Raw genomic sequence first — 18,168 nt, forward strand, 5'->3', positions numbered from 1 at the left:
CGATCGGGTGTAACGCTCCCCGACGGGGTGCGATCCGCGTCACTTTCCGTGGAGTCAGGCTCCGGGCGGCGGGTCGACCGGCGTCGCGGTGGGCTCGGACGTCGGCGGCGTCGTCGGATCTGTCGTCGGGTTCGTGGTGGGGGGCGTGGTCGGCTTGGAGGTCGGCGGGGGGTTGTTCGGCTTGGTGGTGGGGTTGCCGCCGCCGTTGCCCGGGTTCGTCGGCTCGTTGCCGCCACCGCCGCCGCCACCACCACCGGGCGGCGGGTTGACCGGAGGGGCGACCGGGTCCGTGGTGGAGGTCGCCGTGGTGGTGGAGGTGCCGGTCGTCGTCGTGGCCGTGGTGGGCGTGGTCGTCGCCGAGGTGGTCTCGCCGGCGGTGGCGGTGGTGGTCACCTGCACCTGCCCGCCGGGCGCGGTGGGGGTGATCTCGGGGGCCGTCTCGTCGGTTCCGCTGGTGGCGAAGGCGGCCACGGCGGCGAACACCGTGGACACGACGACGCCCGCCACGCCGAGGACGGCGTAGGGGGCGTGGCGGAGGCGTCCGGTGGCGGGCGGGGCGGATTCGTCCCGGGCGTCAGGCTCGGACATGCAGGCGGACTCCCATCCGCGGGCCGGGGCGCGGCCCGTCTCGGCGGCGCACGGTACCACTAGGGCACGATGTGCCCCGTGCCGACCGACGCCGCCCCCGTGCGCATGACCGCCTTCGTCCGCGGGCAGGTGCAGGGCGTCGGCTTCCGCTGGTGGACCCGCGCCCGCGCGCTGGAGCTGGGGCTGGTGGGCTGGGCGCGCAACACCGCCGACGGCCGCGTCGAGGTCGTCGCCGAGGGGCCGCGGGCCGGCTGCGACGCGCTGCTGGCCGCGCTCACGTCCGGGCGGACCCCGGGCCGGGTGGACGGCGTCGTGGAGCGCTGGGCCGAGGCCAAGGGCGGCCTCGCCGGGTTCCGCGAGCGGTGACCCGGGGCATCTTCGACCGTTTGGTGAACCGCCGCGCCCGCAGCGGCGTACAACCGCGCGTGGGACCGCCCGCACGCGACGAGGACCTCGTGCGCGAGCTGTACCGCCGGTACCGGCGGCCGCTGCTCGCGTACGCCATGCGCGCCGTCGGCGGCGACCACCAGCGCGCGGAGGACATCGTGCAGGAGACCTTGCTGCGGGCGTGGCGCAACGCGGGCGCGCTGCACCCCGACCACGCGGGCCCGTGGCTCTACACCGTGGCCAGGAACCTGGTGATCTCCGGGTACCGCAGGCAGTCCGCGCGCGCGACGGAGATCCCGATGGAGGGCACCGACGCGCTGCGGGTCGAGCACCCCGACGAGTTCGACCGGGTGCTGCAGGGCTGGCAGATCGCCGAGGCGATGCGCAGCCTCTCCCGCGACCACCGCAGCGTCATCGTCGAGCTGTTCTACCGGCGGCGCACCGTCACCGAGGCCGCGGCCGTGCTCGGGGTGCCGCCCGGCACGGTCAAGTCCAGATCGTTTTACGCCCTGCGCGCCCTGCGCGACGCGCTGGAGGAACGGGGGGTGACTGAGCCGTGAGCTGCCCCATGATCACCAACGTGGGCGCCTACCTGCTCGGCGCGCTCGACCCCGCCGACCGCGCGGTGTTCCAGGCGCACGTGGCGGGGTGCCCGGTCTGCGAGGTCGAGCTGCTGCGGATGGCCCCGCTGCCGGGTCTGCTGCAGCGGGTCGAGGAGGCCGACTTCATCGAGGTCGAGGCGGACCCGGTCACCGAGCCGGTCCCGGTGCCCCCGCCCCCGCCCGCCCCGGTGCGGGCAGGCAGGCTGCCGGTGCTGGTCGCCGCGGTCGTCGTGGTGCTCGCCCTCGCCGGGATCGTGGCGGTGCAGGCCTTCGGCCAGCAGCCGGACCGGGTGACCTGGTCGGCGCAGGACCCGGCCAGCGGCATCCGCGCCGACGTCGACCTCACCCAGCGGCCGTGGGGCACCGAGCTGAGCATCCGGATGCGGGACGTGCCGCCGGGCAAGCCGTGCAAGCTGGTGGTGCGCGCCCGCGACGGCAGCCGGGAGACCGCGGGCTGGTGGGCGGCGGGCACCACCGCCGAGGAGCAGATCCCGGGCAGCACCTCGTTCGACCTGACCGCGATCGCCAAGGTCGAGGTCATCAGCGGCGACCGCACGGTGATCCACATCACTCCGCCGGATTAGCCCTCCGCCACGCCCCGTCCGCCACGCGCGACCTTGCGCGGGGCTGTCGGCCTGCGCGGGTACGCTCGGCCGAACGCACCCGCACGGACAGGATTCGGCCAGTGCACCTCAAGAGCCTGACGCTGAAGGGCTTCAAGTCCTTCGCCTCGGCGACGACGCTGCGCTTCGAGCCGGGCATCACCTGCGTGGTCGGCCCCAACGGCTCGGGCAAGTCCAACGTCCTCGACGCGCTGCGCTGGGTGATGGGCGAGGGCAGCGCCAAGGGCCTGCGCGGCGGCAAGATGGAGGACGTCATCTTCGCGGGCACCTCCGGCCGCGCCCCGCTGGGCCGCGCCGAGGTCACCCTGACCATCGACAACTCCGACGGCGCCCTGCCGATCGACTACACCGAGGTCTCCATCACCCGCCGGATGTTCCGCGACGGGGCCAGCGAGTACGAGATCAACGGCAGCTCGTGCCGCCTGCTCGACGTCCAGGAGCTGCTGTCGGACTCCGGCATCGGCCGGGAGATGCACGTCATCGTCGGGCAGGGCCAGCTCAGCGCGATCCTGGAGTCCAAGCCCGACGAGCGCCGCGCCTTCATCGAGGAGGCGGCCGGGGTGCTCAAGCACCGCAAGCGCAAGGAGAAGGCGCTGCGGAAGCTGGACGCGATGCAGGCCAACCTGACCCGGCTCACCGACCTCACCGCCGAGCTGCGCCGCCAGCTCAAGCCGCTGGGCAAGCAGGCCGAGGTGGCCCGTCGCGCCCAGGTGATCCAGGCCGAGCTGCGCGACGCCCGGCTGCGCCTGCACGCCGACGACCTGGTCACCCAGCGCGCCGAGATCGCCCGCGACGAGGCCGACGAGGCCACCGCCCGGCGCAAGCGCGCCGAGGTCGAGCAGGCGCTGGAGGTCTGCCAGGCCCGGCAGAACGAGCTGGAGGAGGACCTGGCCGCCGACGCCCCGCTGCTGGCCCAGGCCCAGGAGACCTGGTACCGGCTCTCGGCGCTGGAGGAGCGGCTGCGCGGCACCGTGCGGCTGGCCGTCGAGCGCGCCCGGCACCTCTCGGCGTCGGTGGAGGCCCCGCGCGGCGGCCGCGACCCCGACGAGCTGGAGGCCGAGGCCGAGCACACCGCGCTGCGCGAGGCCGAGCTGGGCGAGGCCGTCACCGAGGCCCGCTACGCGCTGGCCGAGTCGACCGAGCGCCGCGCCGAGCTGGAGCGGATGGTGCAGGCGGCGGAGAAGGCGCACCTGGCCGCCGTGCGCGCCATCGCCGACCGCCGCGAGGGCCTGGCCCGGCTGGGCGGGCAGGTCGAGGCGCTGCGCAGCAAGACCAACGCCACCGCCGAGGAGATCGAGCGGCTGTCGGTGGCCCTGGGCGAGGCCCGCGAGCGCGCCGAGGTCGCCGCGGGCGAGCTGGCCGAGGCCCAGGAGGAGACCGGGGTCGAGGAGGGCGACGACGCCGAGCTGCGCGAGCGCCTGGCCCAGGCGACCGAGGCCAACGACGCGGCCAAGGCGCGCGTGGACGAGCTGGTGCGCGCCGAGCGCACCGCGGAGAAGGAGATCGCCTCCTGGAAGGCCCGCGTCGACGCGCTGTCGCTGGGCCTGTCGCGCAAGGACGGGGCCGGGGCCCTGCTGGCCGCCGCCGACCGGTTGCCCGGGCTGCTGGGCTCGGTCGCGGCGCTGCTGACCGTCGAGCCGGGCGCGGAGGCCGCGCTGGCCGCCGCGCTCGGGCCGATCGCCGACGCGGTGGCCGTCGCCGACCCCTACGGCGCGGTCGCCGCGCTGGAGGCGCTGCGCGCCGGGGACGCCGGGCGGGCCGGGCTGCTGGTCGGCGGATCCACCGCTGAGCCGGACCGGGCGGGCTGGCCCGCGCTGCCGCCGGGCGCGCGCTGGGCGGTCGACCTGGTGCAGGCCCCGGACGTGCTGCGGCCCGCCGTGCGCCGCGCGCTGGACCGGGTGGCCGTCGTGGCCGACCTGCCCGCGGCCCAGGACCTCGTGCTGGCGCACCCGGACGTGCGGGCGGTGACCGGCGACGGCGACGTGCTCGGCGCGCACTGGGCGATCGGCGGGTCGGAGCGGGCGCAGAGCACCATCGAGGTGCAGGCCGCCGTGGACGAGGCCCAGGCCCGTCTCGGCGCGGCCGAGCGGGCGCTGGAGTCGGCCTCGGCCGCCCTGGCCGGGGCGCGGGCCGAGCAGCAGGCCCGGCGCGCCGAGGTCGGCGCGATCAAGGACGAGATGGGCGAGGCCAAGGTCCGCGCGGCCCGCTCGGCCGAGCGGCTCAACCGGCTGCGCGCGGCCGTGCGCTCCGCGGAGGCCGAGGTGGAGCGGGCCGAGCGGCAGCGGGCCAAGGTCGAGCAGGCCCGCGAGGAGGCCCTGGTCAAGCTCGCCGACCTGGAGGAGCGGCTGGCCGCGGTCGCCGACCAGCCGGTGGACGACGAGCCCGACTCCACCGAACGCGACGAGTACACCGCTGCGCTGGCGTCCGCCCGGCAGGAGGAGATGGAGGCGCGGCTGTCGCTGCGCACCGCCGAGGAGCGCCACCGCGCGTTGCAGGGCAAGGCCGAGCAGCTGCGCCGGGCCGCCCGCGCCGAGCGCGAGGCCCGCGAGCGCGCCGCCCGGGCGATGGCCGCCCGCAAGCGCGGCGCCGCGGTCGCCCAGGCCGTGGTGGACGGCGGCGAGCTGGCCCTGGAGCGCATCGCGCTGTCGCTGGCCCGCGCCGCCGAGGAGCGCGACGTCGTGCAGGCCCGCCGCGCCGACCGCGAGCGCCTGCTCGGCGAGGTGCGCGCCAAGGTGCGCGAGCTGTCCGTCGAGCTGGAGAAGCTGACCGACGCCGTGCACCGCGACGAGGTGCTGCGCGCCGAGCAGCGGTTGCGGCTGGAGCAGCTGGAGACCCGCATCGCCGAGACCTTCGGCATCGGCCTGGACGACCTGGTGGCCGAGTACGGCCCGGACCAGCCGGTGCCGCCGTCCCCTGCGGAGCTGGCCGAGTACGAGGCCGCCCGCGAGCGCGGCGAGGACGTCAGCCCGCCCCCGCCGCTGCCCTACGACCGCGACACCCAGGCCCGCCGCGCCAAGCGCGCCGAGCGCGACATGGCCACCCTGGGCAAGGTCAACCCGCTGGCCCTGGAGGAGTTCGCCGCGCTGGAGGAGCGCTACAAGTTCCTGTCCACCCAGCTGGAGGACCTCAAGGACACCCGCCGCGACCTGCTGACCGTGGTGAAGGAGGTGGACGAGAAGATCCTGGAGGTCTTCACCGCCGCCTACCACGACGTGGCGCGGGAGTTCGAGACGGTGTTCGACGTGCTGTTCCCCGGCGGCGAGGGCCGCATGGTCCTCACCGAGCCCGACGACATGCTGACCACCGGCGTCGACGTCGAGGCCCGCCCGCCCGGCAAGAAGGTCAAGCGCCTGTCGCTGCTCTCCGGCGGGGAGAAGTCGCTGGTCGCGGTGGCGATGCTGGTGGCGATCTTCCGCGCCCGCCCGTCGCCGTTCTACGTCATGGACGAGGTCGAGGCCGCCCTCGACGACACCAACATGCGCAGGCTGATCGGCCTGCTGGAGCAGCTGCGCGCCAGCTCGCAGCTGATCATCATCACCCACCAGAAGCCGACGATGGAGATCGCCGACGCCCTCTACGGCGTCTCCATGCGCGGCGACGGCATCACCCAGGTCATCTCCCAGCGCCTGCAGCGGCGCCGGGAGGACCCGATCGAGGGCTAGGCCACCGGGCGGTTGGCCGCCTTGTAGGACAGGAACGTCGCGCCCGCGGAGACCAGCGCGGCCAGCAGGCCCAGGAACAGGCCGATGCCCGCGCCGATCATGGCGTCCAGGGTGATCCAGCGCAGCAGGATGAGCAGCACGGCGAGGCCGGACAAGCTCAGCCACAGGACCGTGCGGTTCGGGACCGCCGTGCCCAGGTGCGGCAGCAGCACGATCACGGCCGAGCCGATCAGCAGCAGCACCGGGAACCAGGCGATGAAGGCGGAGTTCCACGCCGAGAACGACGCCGAGGCGCCGAAGAGCTCGATGGAGACCCACGGGAAGAAGCTGAAGAGGAACGCGGCGGCGCCCGCTCCGATGCCTGCCCACTCGATCGGCGTGACGGTCTTGGGGTCGAAGTTGGCCATGGGGGACCTCTCTGAACTGGGCTGATGCCATGCCGCACCGTCCGGCTGGGACGAGGGTGCGGCCAGTATGAACCTGATCGCCTGCCCGTGGAATGCCGTTGCGGTAATCCGCTCGCTTCCGGGACCGCCCAAGCCGCACGATGCACCCATGTATGCGATCCGCCCAGCATCGGCCGACGACGCCGCCGAGGTCATCGACCTCGTCGTGCGGTTGCAGGCCGACCCCGCTCAGCACATCGGCTACCACGGTGTCACGGCCGAGGAGGTGGCCGACGAGTTGGCTGGCCTCAAGCCCGACTGGGCCGGTGGGGCGGTCGTCGGGGTGGGCGAGGACGGGCGGATCGGGGCCGTGCTGAGCGTCGACGCCGATGCCGAGGTCGGGCGGGCGTGGCTGCTCGGCCCCTACGTCGAGGTGCCCGCGGAGCACCCGGTGCGCAGGCAGGTCTGGCACCGCACCGCCGACGAGCTGCTCGACGCGGCCACCTCGCTGCCGCGCCTCGGCGGGTTCGACGACCTGGAGCTGTACGGGCACCGCCAGCACCGGCTGCTCGCCGACTTCGCCGCGCGGCACGGGTTCGCGGGCGGGGACATGAGCCGCGTCTTCACCCTCTCCGGGCCCGCGCTGCGGGCGGTGCTGGTCGGCGAGGCCGCCGCGGACGGCCCGCGCAGGCTCGACCCGGCCGATCCGGTGCGGGCGGAGGTCATCGAGCTGCACGAGCGCTGCTTCCCCAACCGCACCGCCACCGGCCGCCAGCTCGTCGACGGCGACCGCGGGCACACCGTGGTCGCGCTGTCCGGCGCGGACGGGCTGATCGGCTACGCGGCGGGCTACCACCAGCCCGGTGAGTTCTATGTGGACTACGTGGGGGTCGTCCCGGGGATGCGCTCGGCGGGCGCCGGGCGGGCGGTGGTGCGCGGGCTGCTGCGCGAGCTGGCCACCGCGCACGGCCCGCAGCCGCGCGCCGCCGCGGTGATCATGTTGGGCAACGACGCCTCCGAGCGGATGTTCACCGCCCTGGGGTTCGCGCTGCACCTGGAGCTGATCGGGTACCGGCGGCGCGCGATCACCGGATAGGGTGGCCGCGATCTGGGGGTCCGTCAGCTTTCGAGGGGTGTCGCGCATGGGTGTGGGTCGGCGTCGGTTCCTGGTCGCGGGGGCGGCCGCGGTGGTCGCGTTCGACCCGGTGGGCCTGAGGTGGGCGGCGCAGGCCTCGCCCGGGGCGATCGCCGTCCCGGACCTCGACGGCGAGCTGCTGACCGACCCGGCCGCGCTCGCCGAGGCCGCCGACGACTACGGCCAGATCGTCCACCGCTCCCCGCGCGCCGTGCTGCGCCCCGGCTCGACCGCCGACGTGGTGCGCATGGTGCGCTTCGCCAACCGCCACCGCATCCCGGTCGCCGTGCGCGGGCAGGGCCACTCGACGTTCGGGCAGGCGCAGTCCACCGGCGTGGTCATCGATTCGCGCCCGCTGTCGGGCATCGAGATCCGCGGCACGACCGCGGTCGTCGGCGCGGGGGCGACCTGGGGCGCGGTGACCGACGCGGCGCTGGCCCGCGGCCTGACCCCGCCGGTGGCGACGGACTACCTGGGCCTGTCGGTCGGCGGGACGCTGAGCGTCGGCGGGATCGGCGGGGCCAGCCACCACCACGGCCTGCACGTGGACACCGTGCAGGCGCTCGAAGTCGTCACCGGCACCGGCGAGCTGGTCCGCTGCGGCCCCGGCGACCGCCTCTTCGAGGCCGTCCTCGGTGGACTCGGCCAGTACGCGCTGATCGTGCGCGCGTGGCTGGACCTCGTCCCGGCCGCGTCGACCGCCCGCGTCTACAAGGTGACCTACCGCCGCCTGGGCGAGCTGACCGCGGCCCAGCGCATCGCCGTCGGCGACGGCCGGTTCTCCTATGTGGAGGGTCAGGTGGTCCCGGTCGACGGCGGCTGGGCCTACGTGCTGGAAGCGGCGTCGTACCACGACACCGCCCCCGACGACGCCGCCCTGCTGGCGGGCCTGCCCGCGGGCGCGGTCGAGATCACCGACCTGCCCTACCGCGCGTGGCTGAACCGCGTCACCGACGTGGTGGACCAGATCCGCCCGCTGAAGCTGCCCAACCCGTGGGTCAACCTCTTCCTCCCCGACACCGCGACCGACGCCTTCGTCGCCCGCGCGCTGTCCCGCCTCACCCCGGCCGAGGTCGGCGCGGGCCCGATCCTGCTCTACCCGGTCCCGCGCGCCCGCCTGACCCGCCCGATGGTCCGCGTCCCCGGGACCGACCTGGTCTTCCTCCTGTCCATCCTCCGCGCCCTCCCCGCCGACCAGGCCGCGGTCCGCGCCCTCGTCGCCGACAACCGCGCGCTCTACGAGGACGCCACCGCCATCGGCGCCACCCAGTACCCCATCGGCTCCATCCCCATGCGCCGCCCCGACTGGCGCGCCCACTACGGCTCCCACTACCCCCGCGCCCGCACCGCCAAGTCCCACTACGACCCGCGCGGCATCCTCACCCCGGGCCAGGGCGTCTTCGGTTGACCGGCTCGGCCGCTAGGCCGAGCACCCGTCCATGACCGGGGTGCCCTCCGGGGACGACAGCGCCTGGTACTGGATCCCCCCGGCGTGGTCCAGGTGCAGGATGGGCACGGCCTTGTTGACCGGGTTGTGGTCGCCGTCGAATGAGCAGATCCAGCCGCTCACGCCGTCCACCCGCAGCTGGTTCAACGCTTGGGCCACCGCGGCGGCCGCCGGTTGCGGCGCGTGCGTGCCCGCCTCGGCCTGGCCTGCGACCACGGCGCGGATGGCCAGGATGGCTGTCCACACCGCGTCGTGGGAGAGGGCGGCGTCGCTGTCGGACAGGGATTCGGTCGGGAACAGGGCGCCGTAGCAGGACGGGCAGGAGCCGAACCGGGCGACGGTCTCGCCGGAGGCCGCGCCGCGGTCGCGCTGCCACATCCGCGGGTTCGTCAGCCCGGGCACCAGCACGGTCATGTTCGCCTCCGCCCCGCTCTCCCAGAGCTTGATCCCCGCGCTGCGGGCGATGTCAGGCGGGCCGAGCACGAGCAGGTGGCGGCTCGCCGCGCAGGCGCGCGAGGCCAGCCCGCGCAGGAAGCCGCGCAGGTCCGACCCGCGTCCGGCGAAGTGCACGACGTCGGCGCGCTGCTCGCACACCTTGTTGGCGTTGGCGCTGAGGATCGTCCCGGCCTCGGCCAGCGCCGAGTTGAACACCATCTGCGGCCGCACGAGGTCGTAGCGGCCCTTCGGCGCGGCCCGGATCGCCGTGGAGAACGCCTCGCCGAGGGTGATGGCGTAGTTGTCGTCGCGGTTCTGGTCGCGCACCTCCAGCACCCTGGGCCGGGCAGGCAGGTTCGGGGCCCGGTCGAGGTAGCGCAGGGTCGCCACGGCCATGTCGCTGTTGGTCGGCGCGACCCGCACCATGCCGGGCACCGGTCCGCTGCCGTCCAGCGCCTCGGTCATCTCGTCACCGGTGATCGCGCCCGCGACGATCGCCACCCGGCTCTTGGCGACCTCGTCGACGAAGCGCCGCACCGGTTCGGTGCTCACGCCCAAGCCGACCACGGCCACCACCCGGTCGTCGCCGTCGACCCGGGCCCGGACTTCGGCGGCCGTCTGCGACCAGTGCCCCATCTGGCTGCCGAGGTCGGCCAGCAGCAGCCGCACCTGTGGCGAGCGCTTGTTCTCCGGGGCGTTCCACGCCCGCTGCGCCAGGTACGCCCCCTGCAGGTCGTGCCGCACGGCGTCCGCGGTGATCAGGTCGCCGGGCCCGGGCGCCATCGGGTCGGCGAACACGATGCTGACCCACGGCTGGTCGCCGTTCTCCACCCGCTGGTTCTCCGCCAGGATCAGTTCCTGGATGGGCGCGAGGTCGGGGGAGAAGACGTGCGCGCCGTCGGTGACGTGCACCGGCCTGCTGCCGGTGAGGAAGTACGCGCCCGCCGCCGCGCCGAGCACCCCGACCAGCACCAGCGACAGGAAACCGCGGCGATGCGCCTGCCAGAGGGGATAGCGGTTGATCTTGCGTCGCACCGGTGCTCCAGGTTCTTTCAGCGTCGGTCGGCCTCGGCGGCGAAACGCAGCTGGCCTGCGGGGGAGCGCCTGCCGAGGTCGTGGAAGCCCTGGGCGAGCACGCTCGCCAGGGCGCGGGTCGGATCGCGCAGCGGGTCGGCGGCCAGCAGACCGGCGACGAGCAGCGTTGTGATGGTCAGCAGCCGCTCGCCGTGCGGATCGGTGGGCGGCAGCGGGATGGGGCGGTTGCGCAGCCGCTGGACCATCCCGACGTGCTCAGCCCATGCGCCGCGTTCGCTGCCGGGGCGGCTGGGGGCGCTGGTGAGCGCGGCGAGGTCGGCCAGCCAGGTGGCGGCGTCGACCTCGTCGAAGCGCCGGTTGAGGTAGGCCAGGGCCGAATCCAGGTGCCCGTCGGCCACTTCGTAGTGCAGGACATCGATGTGGCGGCCCGGCGACCGCGCGCAGTGCGCCCGCAGCGCGCGGGTGGTGGGCCCCCAGTCGGACGCGACCGCGGCGACGATGCGGCGCAGCCAGTCCGGCAGCACCAGCCTGCCGCACGGCAGCGGGGTGACCCAGCACAGCGGCGCGAGCATCAGCTGCAGGTCCGCCGCGCCCGGCAGCGCCGCGGTGGCGGTGCCGAGGTCCCTGGCCAGCCCGACGGCGGTGCTGTCGATCGCCGCGGGCAGGTCATCGAGCAGCAGGTAGCGGGCCGCGCCCTCGCCGAGCCGCCGCGGCTCCCCGCCCACCTTCACCTCGAGCAGGCCGCGCAGTTCGTCTTCCCCCGGTCGCTCACCGAGCTGCTCGCAGGCGTCGAGCACCTGGTGTGCGGTCCAGGGGTGGCCGTCGGTGACCTCGGCGACGAGCGGGCCCAGGCCGCGCCCGCCCCGGCCGAACCGCGCTTCGGCCAGCGCGGCCACCTCGTCGGTGGTGAGCGGGGTCAGCCGGACGGCCTGCACCGAGCCGCCGGTGTGCGGCAGCGGGTCGCGGTCGGGGGGCAGGCCCGCCCAGAACGCCAGCGGGTCGGTCATCGGCAGGCCGGGCAGACCGAGGTCGAGCCTGCCGCTGGTGGCCACCACGACCAGCGGGGCCGGGCCGGTCTTGGCGGCGTCGGCGAGCGCGGTCAGCAGCCGCCTCCCCGTCGGGGCGTGCGCGTTGTCCAGCAGCAGCAGGCATTCCCGTGGGCGGAAGCCGCTGGCGTAGGCGGCGCGCAGGTCGGCGAGGAACGCCTCGGCGAGCACCCGGTCAACCTCGGCCCCATCCGCGCGGGCCAGCCTGCGCAGTGCGGTGAGCCCGCTGTCGGGCGCAGTTCGCAGTGCGGCGCCGTAGAAGTCCATCCCCCTCTTGTAGGCACGCTTGACCAGGGGTTTCAGGCCGAGCACCCACCGGGCGACGTCGGGCAGCACCTCCAGCGGGGCGGGCAGGGCGAACAGCTGCGGCAGCCGCCGGGCCACCTCGGCTCCCGCGTCGCCGGGTACGCGGGAGGCGCGCAGCAGGTCGAGGATGGCCGCGTGCGCGGCGGCCGGGTCCTCGGGGATGTGCCCGCCGATGACCATCGTGCCCAGGGTGAGCCGCGGGAACCGCAGCCTGCCGAACTGCGGCCACCACGGTTCGGCCAGTTCATGGGCGATGTCGACCAGCGCGAGCCAGCCGGGGCGGTCACCGTGGCCATTCAGGTCGATATGGGAATGCGGCTGCGCGGCCTGGCTGCCCGCTTTGTTCGCTAGTTCGCGCAATACCGTTGTCTTGCCCATTCCGCGCGGTCCGAACAGGACCGTGATCATGGGCTTGACCTGTGTCTTCTTTCGGGCTAATAGGTCATTCCAGAGGTGGTTGACGAGGGTGCCCCGGCCCTGTGGGGGGTCCGATCTGGCGGATTCCACGTGCGGAGTATGCAGATCGTCGCCGGTCGAGGCAAATCAGAATTCCCTTCATTGTCCACAATAGTCGGAATGAAGGTGATGAACTGTCAATTGATGGCTGCGACCGGCGCGCGACCGCGGTGGCGAAGGGATAACGAACCACCGATCGCCAAGGTGATCGCCACGCCGAGCGGGGTGTACCAGGGGAAGGCCAGGGCCACGGCCTTGTCGCCCTCCAGGGCCAGGCCGGGGCTGGGTTTGCCGAAGTCGACGCCGAGGAAGGCGCCGGTCTCGGCGCTGAACTTCAGGCCCAGGATGACGAAGGCCATGGCCGCCACCGTGGTCACGAAGGCGGCGATCGCGTCGGATTGGCGGGCGTGGCGGATGAGGAGGCCGAGGAGGAAGGCGCCGAGCAGGGCGCCGTAGGTGTAGCCGGTGATGGCCAGGGCGGTTTCCACGATCGGGTTCTTCGTGGTGGTGAACATCGACGCGAACACCACCAGCGCGCCCGCCCAGACGACCGTCCAGATCCGGCCCTGGCGCAGCAGCTCGGCGTCCGACAGCTCGCGGCGGGTCAGGCGCTGGTACACGTCGGTCACCGTCGAGGACGCCAGCGCCCCCAGCGACGAGCTCAGCGCCGCGGCCAGGATCCCCGCGATGACGAAGCCCGACAGGCCCGACGGCAGTTCGGTCACGATGAAGGTGGCGAACAGCTCGTCGTTGGTCGACAGGCCCAGCTCGCCGACCGGGTCCAGTCCCTTGTAGAACGACCACAGCATCGTCCCGATGAGCAGGAACAGCGCGAACTGCAGGAACACGACCACGCCCGAGGCGATCAGCGCCTTCTGCGAGGCCCGGACGTCGTTGCAGGCCATCAGCCGCTGGACGATCAGCTGGTCGGCCCCGTGCGAGGCCATCGACAGCACCGCGCCGCCCAGCACGGCGGTGAGGAACGCATAGGCGTTGCTGACCGGCGCCGAGCCGAAGTCGAGCAACTGGGTCTTGCCCGCGTCGACCGCCGCGCCGAACCAGCCGTCGGGCAGCTTGCCGGACAGCACCAGGATCACCGCGAGGCCGCCCACGACGTACCAGAGCATCTGGATCGCATCGACCCACACCACCGCCCGCACGCCGCCGAAGAACGTGTAGACCACCATCGCCACGCCCAGCACGGCGACGATCTGCCAGTAGGCCGCGTCGACCCCGTAGGCGGCGAGCACGACCTTGACGGGGATCGCGGTGGCGAACAGGCGCACGCCGTCGGCCAGCAGGCGGGTCAGCAGGAACGTCACCGACGCCGTGCCCTGCAGCCCCGGCCCGAAGCGCTTGCCGAGGAAGTTGTACGCCGTCGTCATGTTCCCCGCGACGTACCGCGGCAGCAGGACGAACGCGACCACGATCCGCCCGATGATGTAGCCGATGGCCAGCTGCAGGTAGGTGAACGCGCCCAGGTACGCCACCGTCGGCACGCTCAGCACCGTCAGCGTCGAGGTCTCCGCCGAGACCACCGACAGGCAGGCCACCCACCACTTGATCTTGCCGTCGCCGACGAAGTAGTCCTTCGCCGACCGCTGCCTGCCCCCGATGAGGACGCCCAGCAGCGGCATGCCGACCAGGAACGCGGCGATGATCAGCAGGTCAACGAGCCGCATGGGGGCCTCCAGCCGGTTCGGGGACGGTGATCTGCAGACCGGTGGCCGCCGCGGTGACCGGCTCGGGCAGGCGCAGCGGGGCCGCGCCCGGGGTGATGCTGCCGTGCACCCGGGGCCCGGCCGCGCCCGTGCCGGGGTCCACGGGCATCCCGTGCCAGGCCAGGTAGCCCAGCAGCGCGGCCAGGTACGCCTCCTTGGCGTCGGTCGGCACGCCCAGCTCCTCGGTGGTGGTCAGGGTGGCGGGGGCGAGCGCGTCGGCCAGGGCGGCCATGAGCACCGGGTTGCGCACCCCGCCCCCGGACGCGATGACCTTCCGGACGCCGAACCGCTTGCAGGCGTCGGCGACGGTGGTGGCGGTCAGCGCGACCAGCGTCGCCATCACGTCAGCGTCGGCGACGATCCGCAAGCGGCCCAGGGACGCGCCGAGGTAGCCCGCGTTGAAGTGCTCCTTGCCGGTGGACTTCGGCGGATCGGCGGCGTAGTAGGGGTCGGCGCGCAGCACCGAGAGCAGGTCCTCGCGGACCCGGCCGCGGGCGGCGAGCGCGCCGCCGGTGTCCTGGTCGGCGCCCAGCAGCGCGCGGGCGGCCGCGTCGAGCAGGGCGTTGCCCGGGCCGGTGTCGAAGGCGACCGCGGGCGCCCCGGGCCGCAGGATGGTCACGTTGGCGATCCCGCCGAGGTTCAGCGCCGCGGTCGGCGCCTCCGGGCTGCCCAGCAGCAGCCGGTCGAGCACCGGGGCCAGCGGGGCGCCGTGCCCGCCTGCGGCGACGTCGCGGGCGCGCAGGTCGCTGACCACCGGCAGCCCGGTCGCCTCGGCGATCCACGCGGGCCTGCCCAGTTGCAGCGTCCCGTGGCAGCGGTCGCCGTCGACCCAGTGGTAGATCGTCTGGCCCAGCGAGGCCACCAGGTCCGCGCCCTCGCACATCCCGGCCGCGGCCTGCGCGAACGCCCGGCCGACGCCGGTGTCCAGCTCGCACAGCCGGGCCGCGGTGCAGCCGTTGGGCGGCAGCGCGTCGATGAGCGCCGAGCGCAGCTCGGCCGGGTAGTCCACGGCGGCGTGGGCCACCGGGCGCAGCCGGATCCGCCCGTCGGCGAAGGCGAAGTCGGCGACCGCCACGTCGATGCCGTCCACCGACGTCCCCGAGATGAGCCCGACCACGCGCAGCCACATGGATTTGTGGTCTATTCCACAGTCAGCGGATGCGCAAGGGGTAGGTTGGAAATTTACTCAACTTACGGCCAAATGGTGTATTACCGACACGCGGGGCGCCGCCCGGCGCTGTCCCCCGACGGCGTGACATCCCGCGGTCGGCGGCCCCGAGGATGCCTGCGCAGCGCGGCCGGCGAAGATCAGCCCCCCTGAGCGGGCTGCGCAGCCGGTGGGCCAGCCGCGAGCCAGCCCGGCCGCGCCGCCGCCCGGATGCGAGGATGGCCGCGTGTCGAGCACCCAGATCATCATCATCGTCGCCGTCGTCGTGCTGGTGGCCGCCGTGGTCGCGGGCGTGCTGCTGGCCCGCCGCAGGCGCATCGACCTGGGCGAGACCAAGCCGCAGGTCGAGGCGAAGCCCACGGGGTACCAGGCCAGCGGCGGGATCTCCCTCGCCCCGGGCGGGCACCCCGCAGGCGAGCGCACCGAGGTCGACGGCCAGCCGGGGGTGGGCGACGACGCCGCCGTCCCGCGCGACTCGGTCAAGCGCGGCTTCGTCGACGTCGACCTGCCCGAGCCGGACACCACCCCCGCCACCGACCGCATCCCGGTCCAGCAGTCGCCCACCACCGAGCTGCCGGTCGAGGAGACCGTCGCGCCCGCCCCCGAGCCCGTGGTCATCCCCGAGGCGCGCGTGGTCGAGGAGATCGCGCCGACCGAGGGCAGGCTGGAGCGGCTGCGCGGGCGGCTCTCCCGCTCCCGCTCGGTCTTCGGCCAGGGCCTGCTGGGCCTGCTGGGCGCGGGCGACCTCGACGAGGACTCCTGGACCGAGGTCGAGGACACCCTGCTCCTGGCCGACCTGGGCGCGGCGACCACCCAGGAGATCGTGGACCGGCTGCGCACCGAGCTGTCCAAGCGCGGCGTGCGCACCCCCGAGCAGGCCCGCGCCGTGCTGCGCGAGGTCCTCATCGACGCCCTGCACCCGGAGATGGTCCGCTCCGTCCGCGCCCTGCCGCACGGCGAGGGCGACGCGCGCACCCCCGCGGTCGTGCTGGTCGCGGGCGTCAACGGCACCGGCAAGACAACCACCACCGGCAAGCTCGCCCGCGTCCTGGTCGCCGACGGCCGCACGGTCGTCCTCGGCGCGGCCGACACCTTCCGCGCCGCCGCCGCCGACCAGCTCCAGACCTGGGCCGACCGGGTGGGCGCCGAGGTCGTGCGCGGCCCCGAGGGCGCCGACCCGGCCGCCGTCGCCTTCGACGCGGTCAAGCGCGGCCGCAGCGCCTGCGTCGACGCCGTGCTGGTCGACACCGCGGGCCGCCTGCACACCAAGACCGGCCTGATGGACGAGCTGGGCAAGGTCAAGCGGGTCGTGGAGAAGCAGGGCCCGGTGGACGAGGTCCTGCTGGTCCTCGACGCCACCACCGGCCAGAACGGGCTGACCCAGGCCCGGGTGTTCGCCGAGGTCGTCGACGTCACCGGCATCGTGCTGACCAAGCTCGACGGCACCGCCAAGGGCGGCATCGTCTTCCAGGTCCAGCGCGAGCTGGGCGTGCCGGTCAAGCTGGTCGGCCTCGGCGAGGGCGCCGACGACCTGGCCCCCTTCGACCCGGCCGCCTTCGTCGACGCCCTGCTGGGCTGACCCCCGGCCGGGGGCAATGCGGTGCGACCGCGTGGCGGGTACCCCTGCCGCCGCTGGCGGGTCACTATGTCCTAATGGCCGACATCCAGGTGCTCGGCGGACCCGTCCACCGGGGGGCGGAGGTCCTGACCCCCGAGGCGCTGGCGTTCGTCGCCGGGTTGCAGCGGGAGTTCGCGGGCAGGCGCGACGAGCTGCTGGCCGAGCGGGCCAGGCGGCGGGCCCTGGGGGTGCTGGACTTCCTCGCCGACACCCGCGCCATCCGGGCCGGTGACTGGCAGGTCGCGCCCATCCCCGAGGCCCTGCGCGACCGCCGGGTGGAGATCACCGGGCCGACCGAGCCGAAGATGGCGATCAACGCGCTCAACTCCGGCGCGCGGGTGTGGCTGGCCGACCTGGAGGACGCCAACACCCCGCACTGGCGCAACGTCGTCGGCGGGCAGGTCGTGCTGCGCGACGCCGCCCGCGGCGTCCTGGAGCACACCACCGCCGACGGCAAGCACTACGCCGTCGGCCCCGATCCCGCGGTCATCGTCGTGCGGCCCCGCGGCTGGCACCTGGACGACAAGCACGTTGAGGTCGACGGCAGGCGGGTCGTCGCGGCCCTGCTCGACTTCGGCCTGCACCTGTTCCACAACCGGGAGCGGCCCTACTACTACCTGCCCAAGCTGGAGGGCCACCGCGAGGCCCGGCTCTGGAACGACGTGTTCACCAAGGCCCAGGCCGACCTGGGCATCCCGCACGGCGCCATCCGCGCCACCGTCCTCATCGAGACGATCCCGGCCGCCTTCGAGATGGACGAGATCCTCTTCGAGCTGCGCGAGCACGCCGCCGGGCTGAACGCGGGCCGGTGGGACTACCTGTTCAGCGTCATCAAGTTCTTCCGCGACGCAGGCCCCGCGTACGTGCTGCCCGACCGCGACAGCGTGACCATGGACGCGCCGATGATGCGCGCCTACACCGATCTTCTCGTGCGCACCTGCCACCGCCGCGGCGCGCACGCGATCGGCGGCATGGCGGCCTTCGTCCCCAACCGGCGCGACCCCGAGGTCACCGAGCGCGCGCTGGCCAAGGTGCGCGCGGACAAGGAGCGCGAGGCCGACGCGGGCTTCGACGGCTCGTGGGTCGCCCACCCCGACCTCGTGCCGGTCTGCCGGGAGGTCTTCGACCGCGTCCTCGGCGACGCCCCCGACCAGCGCGGCGCCCTCCCTGGGCGGGATGTCACCGCGGCTGACCTGCTCGACGTCGCCGCCACCCCCGGCCGGGCCACCGCGGCGGGTCTGCGCTCCGCGGTCGACGTCGGCGTCCGCTACCTGCTGTCCTGGCTCGGCGGGACGGGCGCGGCGGCCATCCGCAACCTGATGGAGGACACCGCCACCGCCGAGATCGCCCGCTCCCAGGTCTGGCAGTGGGTGCGCGCGGGCGTCGTGCTCGACAGCGGCGTGCGGGTCACGCCCGACCTGGTGCGGCACGTGCTCGGCGAGGTCGGGGCCGCGCTGCCGGGCAGCGGGCGGGCGTGCGAGCTGTTCGCCGAGGTCGCCCTCGCCGAGCGCTACCCGGACTTCCTCACCGTGCCCGCCTACGAACGGATCTGA

14 protein-coding genes are annotated in these 18,168 nt (G+C 74.3%); 8 read left to right on the forward strand and 6 right to left on the reverse strand.

Going from position 1 to position 18,168, the window contains the following annotated elements; translation table 11 throughout:
• Positions 1-54 precede the first annotated feature (54 nt).
• Positions 55-588, reverse strand: a complete 534-nt coding sequence (locus ACWEPX_RS13500; protein ID WP_451897425.1) for a hypothetical protein — start codon at positions 586-588, stop codon at positions 55-57.
• Positions 589-657: 69 nt separating this feature from the next.
• On the opposite strand from ACWEPX_RS13500, the gene ACWEPX_RS13505 reads away from it, so the two are divergent.
• From ACWEPX_RS13505 to smc, 4 genes are all read left to right on the forward strand, one after another.
• The gene (locus ACWEPX_RS13505) at positions 658-954 is read left to right on the forward strand and encodes an acylphosphatase (protein WP_451897426.1); all 297 of its coding nucleotides are present in this window, start codon (positions 658-660) and stop codon (positions 952-954) included.
• Positions 955-1,013: 59 nt separating this feature from the next.
• Positions 1,014-1,535, forward strand: coding sequence for a sigma-70 family RNA polymerase sigma factor (locus ACWEPX_RS13510; RefSeq protein ID WP_451897427.1), 522 nt, complete (start codon positions 1,014-1,016; stop codon positions 1,533-1,535).
• An 8-nt stretch (positions 1,536-1,543) separates the two neighbouring features.
• Entirely contained in the window at positions 1,544-2,161 is a 618-nt protein-coding gene (locus tag ACWEPX_RS13515) for a zf-HC2 domain-containing protein (protein ID WP_451897428.1), read from the forward strand.
• Between the two features lie 101 nt (positions 2,162-2,262).
• The gene (smc, locus tag ACWEPX_RS13520) at positions 2,263-5,862 is read left to right on the forward strand and encodes a chromosome segregation protein SMC (RefSeq protein ID WP_451897429.1); all 3,600 of its coding nucleotides are present in this window, start codon (positions 2,263-2,265) and stop codon (positions 5,860-5,862) included.
• On the opposite strand, the gene ACWEPX_RS13525 is transcribed toward smc, so the two are convergent.
• Complete coding sequence (locus tag ACWEPX_RS13525; protein WP_451897430.1) at positions 5,859-6,269, reverse strand: hypothetical protein; 411 nt, start codon at positions 6,267-6,269, stop codon at positions 5,859-5,861. The two genes, smc and ACWEPX_RS13525, sit on opposite strands and share 4 nt — an antisense overlap.
• Positions 6,270-6,417: 148 nt before the next feature.
• Here ACWEPX_RS13525 and ACWEPX_RS13530 point away from each other — a divergent pair, with 148 nt between their 5' ends.
• The gene (locus ACWEPX_RS13530) at positions 6,418-7,344 is read left to right on the forward strand and encodes a GNAT family N-acetyltransferase (RefSeq protein WP_451897431.1); all 927 of its coding nucleotides are present in this window, start codon (positions 6,418-6,420) and stop codon (positions 7,342-7,344) included.
• 46 nt (positions 7,345-7,390) lie between these two features.
• Complete coding sequence (locus ACWEPX_RS13535) at positions 7,391-8,791, forward strand: FAD-binding protein (RefSeq protein WP_451897432.1); 1,401 nt, start codon at positions 7,391-7,393, stop codon at positions 8,789-8,791.
• Positions 8,792-8,803: 12 nt separating this feature from the next.
• On the opposite strand, the gene ACWEPX_RS13540 is transcribed toward ACWEPX_RS13535, so the two are convergent.
• The 4 genes from ACWEPX_RS13540 to ACWEPX_RS13555 all read right to left on the reverse strand — a co-directional run bounded on the left by ACWEPX_RS13540 (position 8,804) and on the right by ACWEPX_RS13555 (position 14,958).
• Positions 8,804-10,300 carry a hypothetical protein gene (locus ACWEPX_RS13540; protein WP_451897433.1) on the reverse strand — a complete coding sequence of 499 codons (1,497 nt, stop codon included), beginning with the start codon at positions 10,298-10,300 and terminating at the stop codon, positions 8,804-8,806.
• Positions 10,301-10,317: 17 nt separating this feature from the next.
• Positions 10,318-12,159 carry an AAA family ATPase gene (locus ACWEPX_RS13545; RefSeq protein ID WP_451897434.1) on the reverse strand — a complete coding sequence of 614 codons (1,842 nt, stop codon included), beginning with the start codon at positions 12,157-12,159 and terminating at the stop codon, positions 10,318-10,320.
• A gap of 86 nt (positions 12,160-12,245) precedes the next feature.
• Entirely contained in the window at positions 12,246-13,790 is a 1,545-nt protein-coding gene (locus ACWEPX_RS13550; protein WP_451897435.1) for a sodium:solute symporter, read from the reverse strand.
• Positions 13,777-14,958, reverse strand: coding sequence for an anhydro-N-acetylmuramic acid kinase (locus ACWEPX_RS13555; RefSeq protein ID WP_451897436.1), 1,182 nt, complete (start codon positions 14,956-14,958; stop codon positions 13,777-13,779). Before ACWEPX_RS13555 ends, ACWEPX_RS13550 begins: the two co-directional genes overlap by 14 nt.
• 265 nt (positions 14,959-15,223) lie before the next feature.
• Here ACWEPX_RS13555 and ftsY point away from each other — a divergent pair, with 265 nt between their 5' ends.
• On the forward strand, positions 15,224-16,576 hold the full coding sequence (gene ftsY / locus ACWEPX_RS13560) for a signal recognition particle-docking protein FtsY (RefSeq protein ID WP_451897437.1): 1,353 nt from the start codon (positions 15,224-15,226) through the stop codon (positions 16,574-16,576).
• Positions 16,577-16,650: 74 nt separating this feature from the next.
• Complete coding sequence (aceB, locus tag ACWEPX_RS13565) at positions 16,651-18,168, forward strand: malate synthase A (RefSeq protein WP_451897438.1); 1,518 nt, start codon at positions 16,651-16,653, stop codon at positions 18,166-18,168.

It is taken from the genome of Actinokineospora sp. NPDC004072, from assembly GCF_053604195.1.

Coding starts and splice junctions, on each gene's coding strand:
- ACWEPX_RS13530 (WP_451897431.1), top strand. CDS start 6,418: ATGTATGCGATCCGCCCAGCATCGGCCGACGACGCCGCCGAGGTCATC.
- ACWEPX_RS13500 (WP_451897425.1), bottom strand. CDS start 588: ATGTCCGAGCCTGACGCCCGGGACGAATCCGCCCCGCCCGCCACCGGA.
- ACWEPX_RS13555 (WP_451897436.1), bottom strand. CDS start 14,958: ATGTGGCTGCGCGTGGTCGGGCTCATCTCGGGGACGTCGGTGGACGGC.
- ACWEPX_RS13535 (WP_451897432.1), top strand. CDS start 7,391: ATGGGTGTGGGTCGGCGTCGGTTCCTGGTCGCGGGGGCGGCCGCGGTG.
- ACWEPX_RS13505 (WP_451897426.1), top strand. CDS start 658: ATGTGCCCCGTGCCGACCGACGCCGCCCCCGTGCGCATGACCGCCTTC.
- ACWEPX_RS13525 (WP_451897430.1), bottom strand. CDS start 6,269: ATGGCCAACTTCGACCCCAAGACCGTCACGCCGATCGAGTGGGCAGGC.
- ACWEPX_RS13550 (WP_451897435.1), bottom strand. CDS start 13,790: ATGCGGCTCGTTGACCTGCTGATCATCGCCGCGTTCCTGGTCGGCATG.
- ACWEPX_RS13515 (WP_451897428.1), top strand. CDS start 1,544: ATGATCACCAACGTGGGCGCCTACCTGCTCGGCGCGCTCGACCCCGCC.
- aceB (WP_451897438.1), top strand. CDS start 16,651: ATGGCCGACATCCAGGTGCTCGGCGGACCCGTCCACCGGGGGGCGGAG.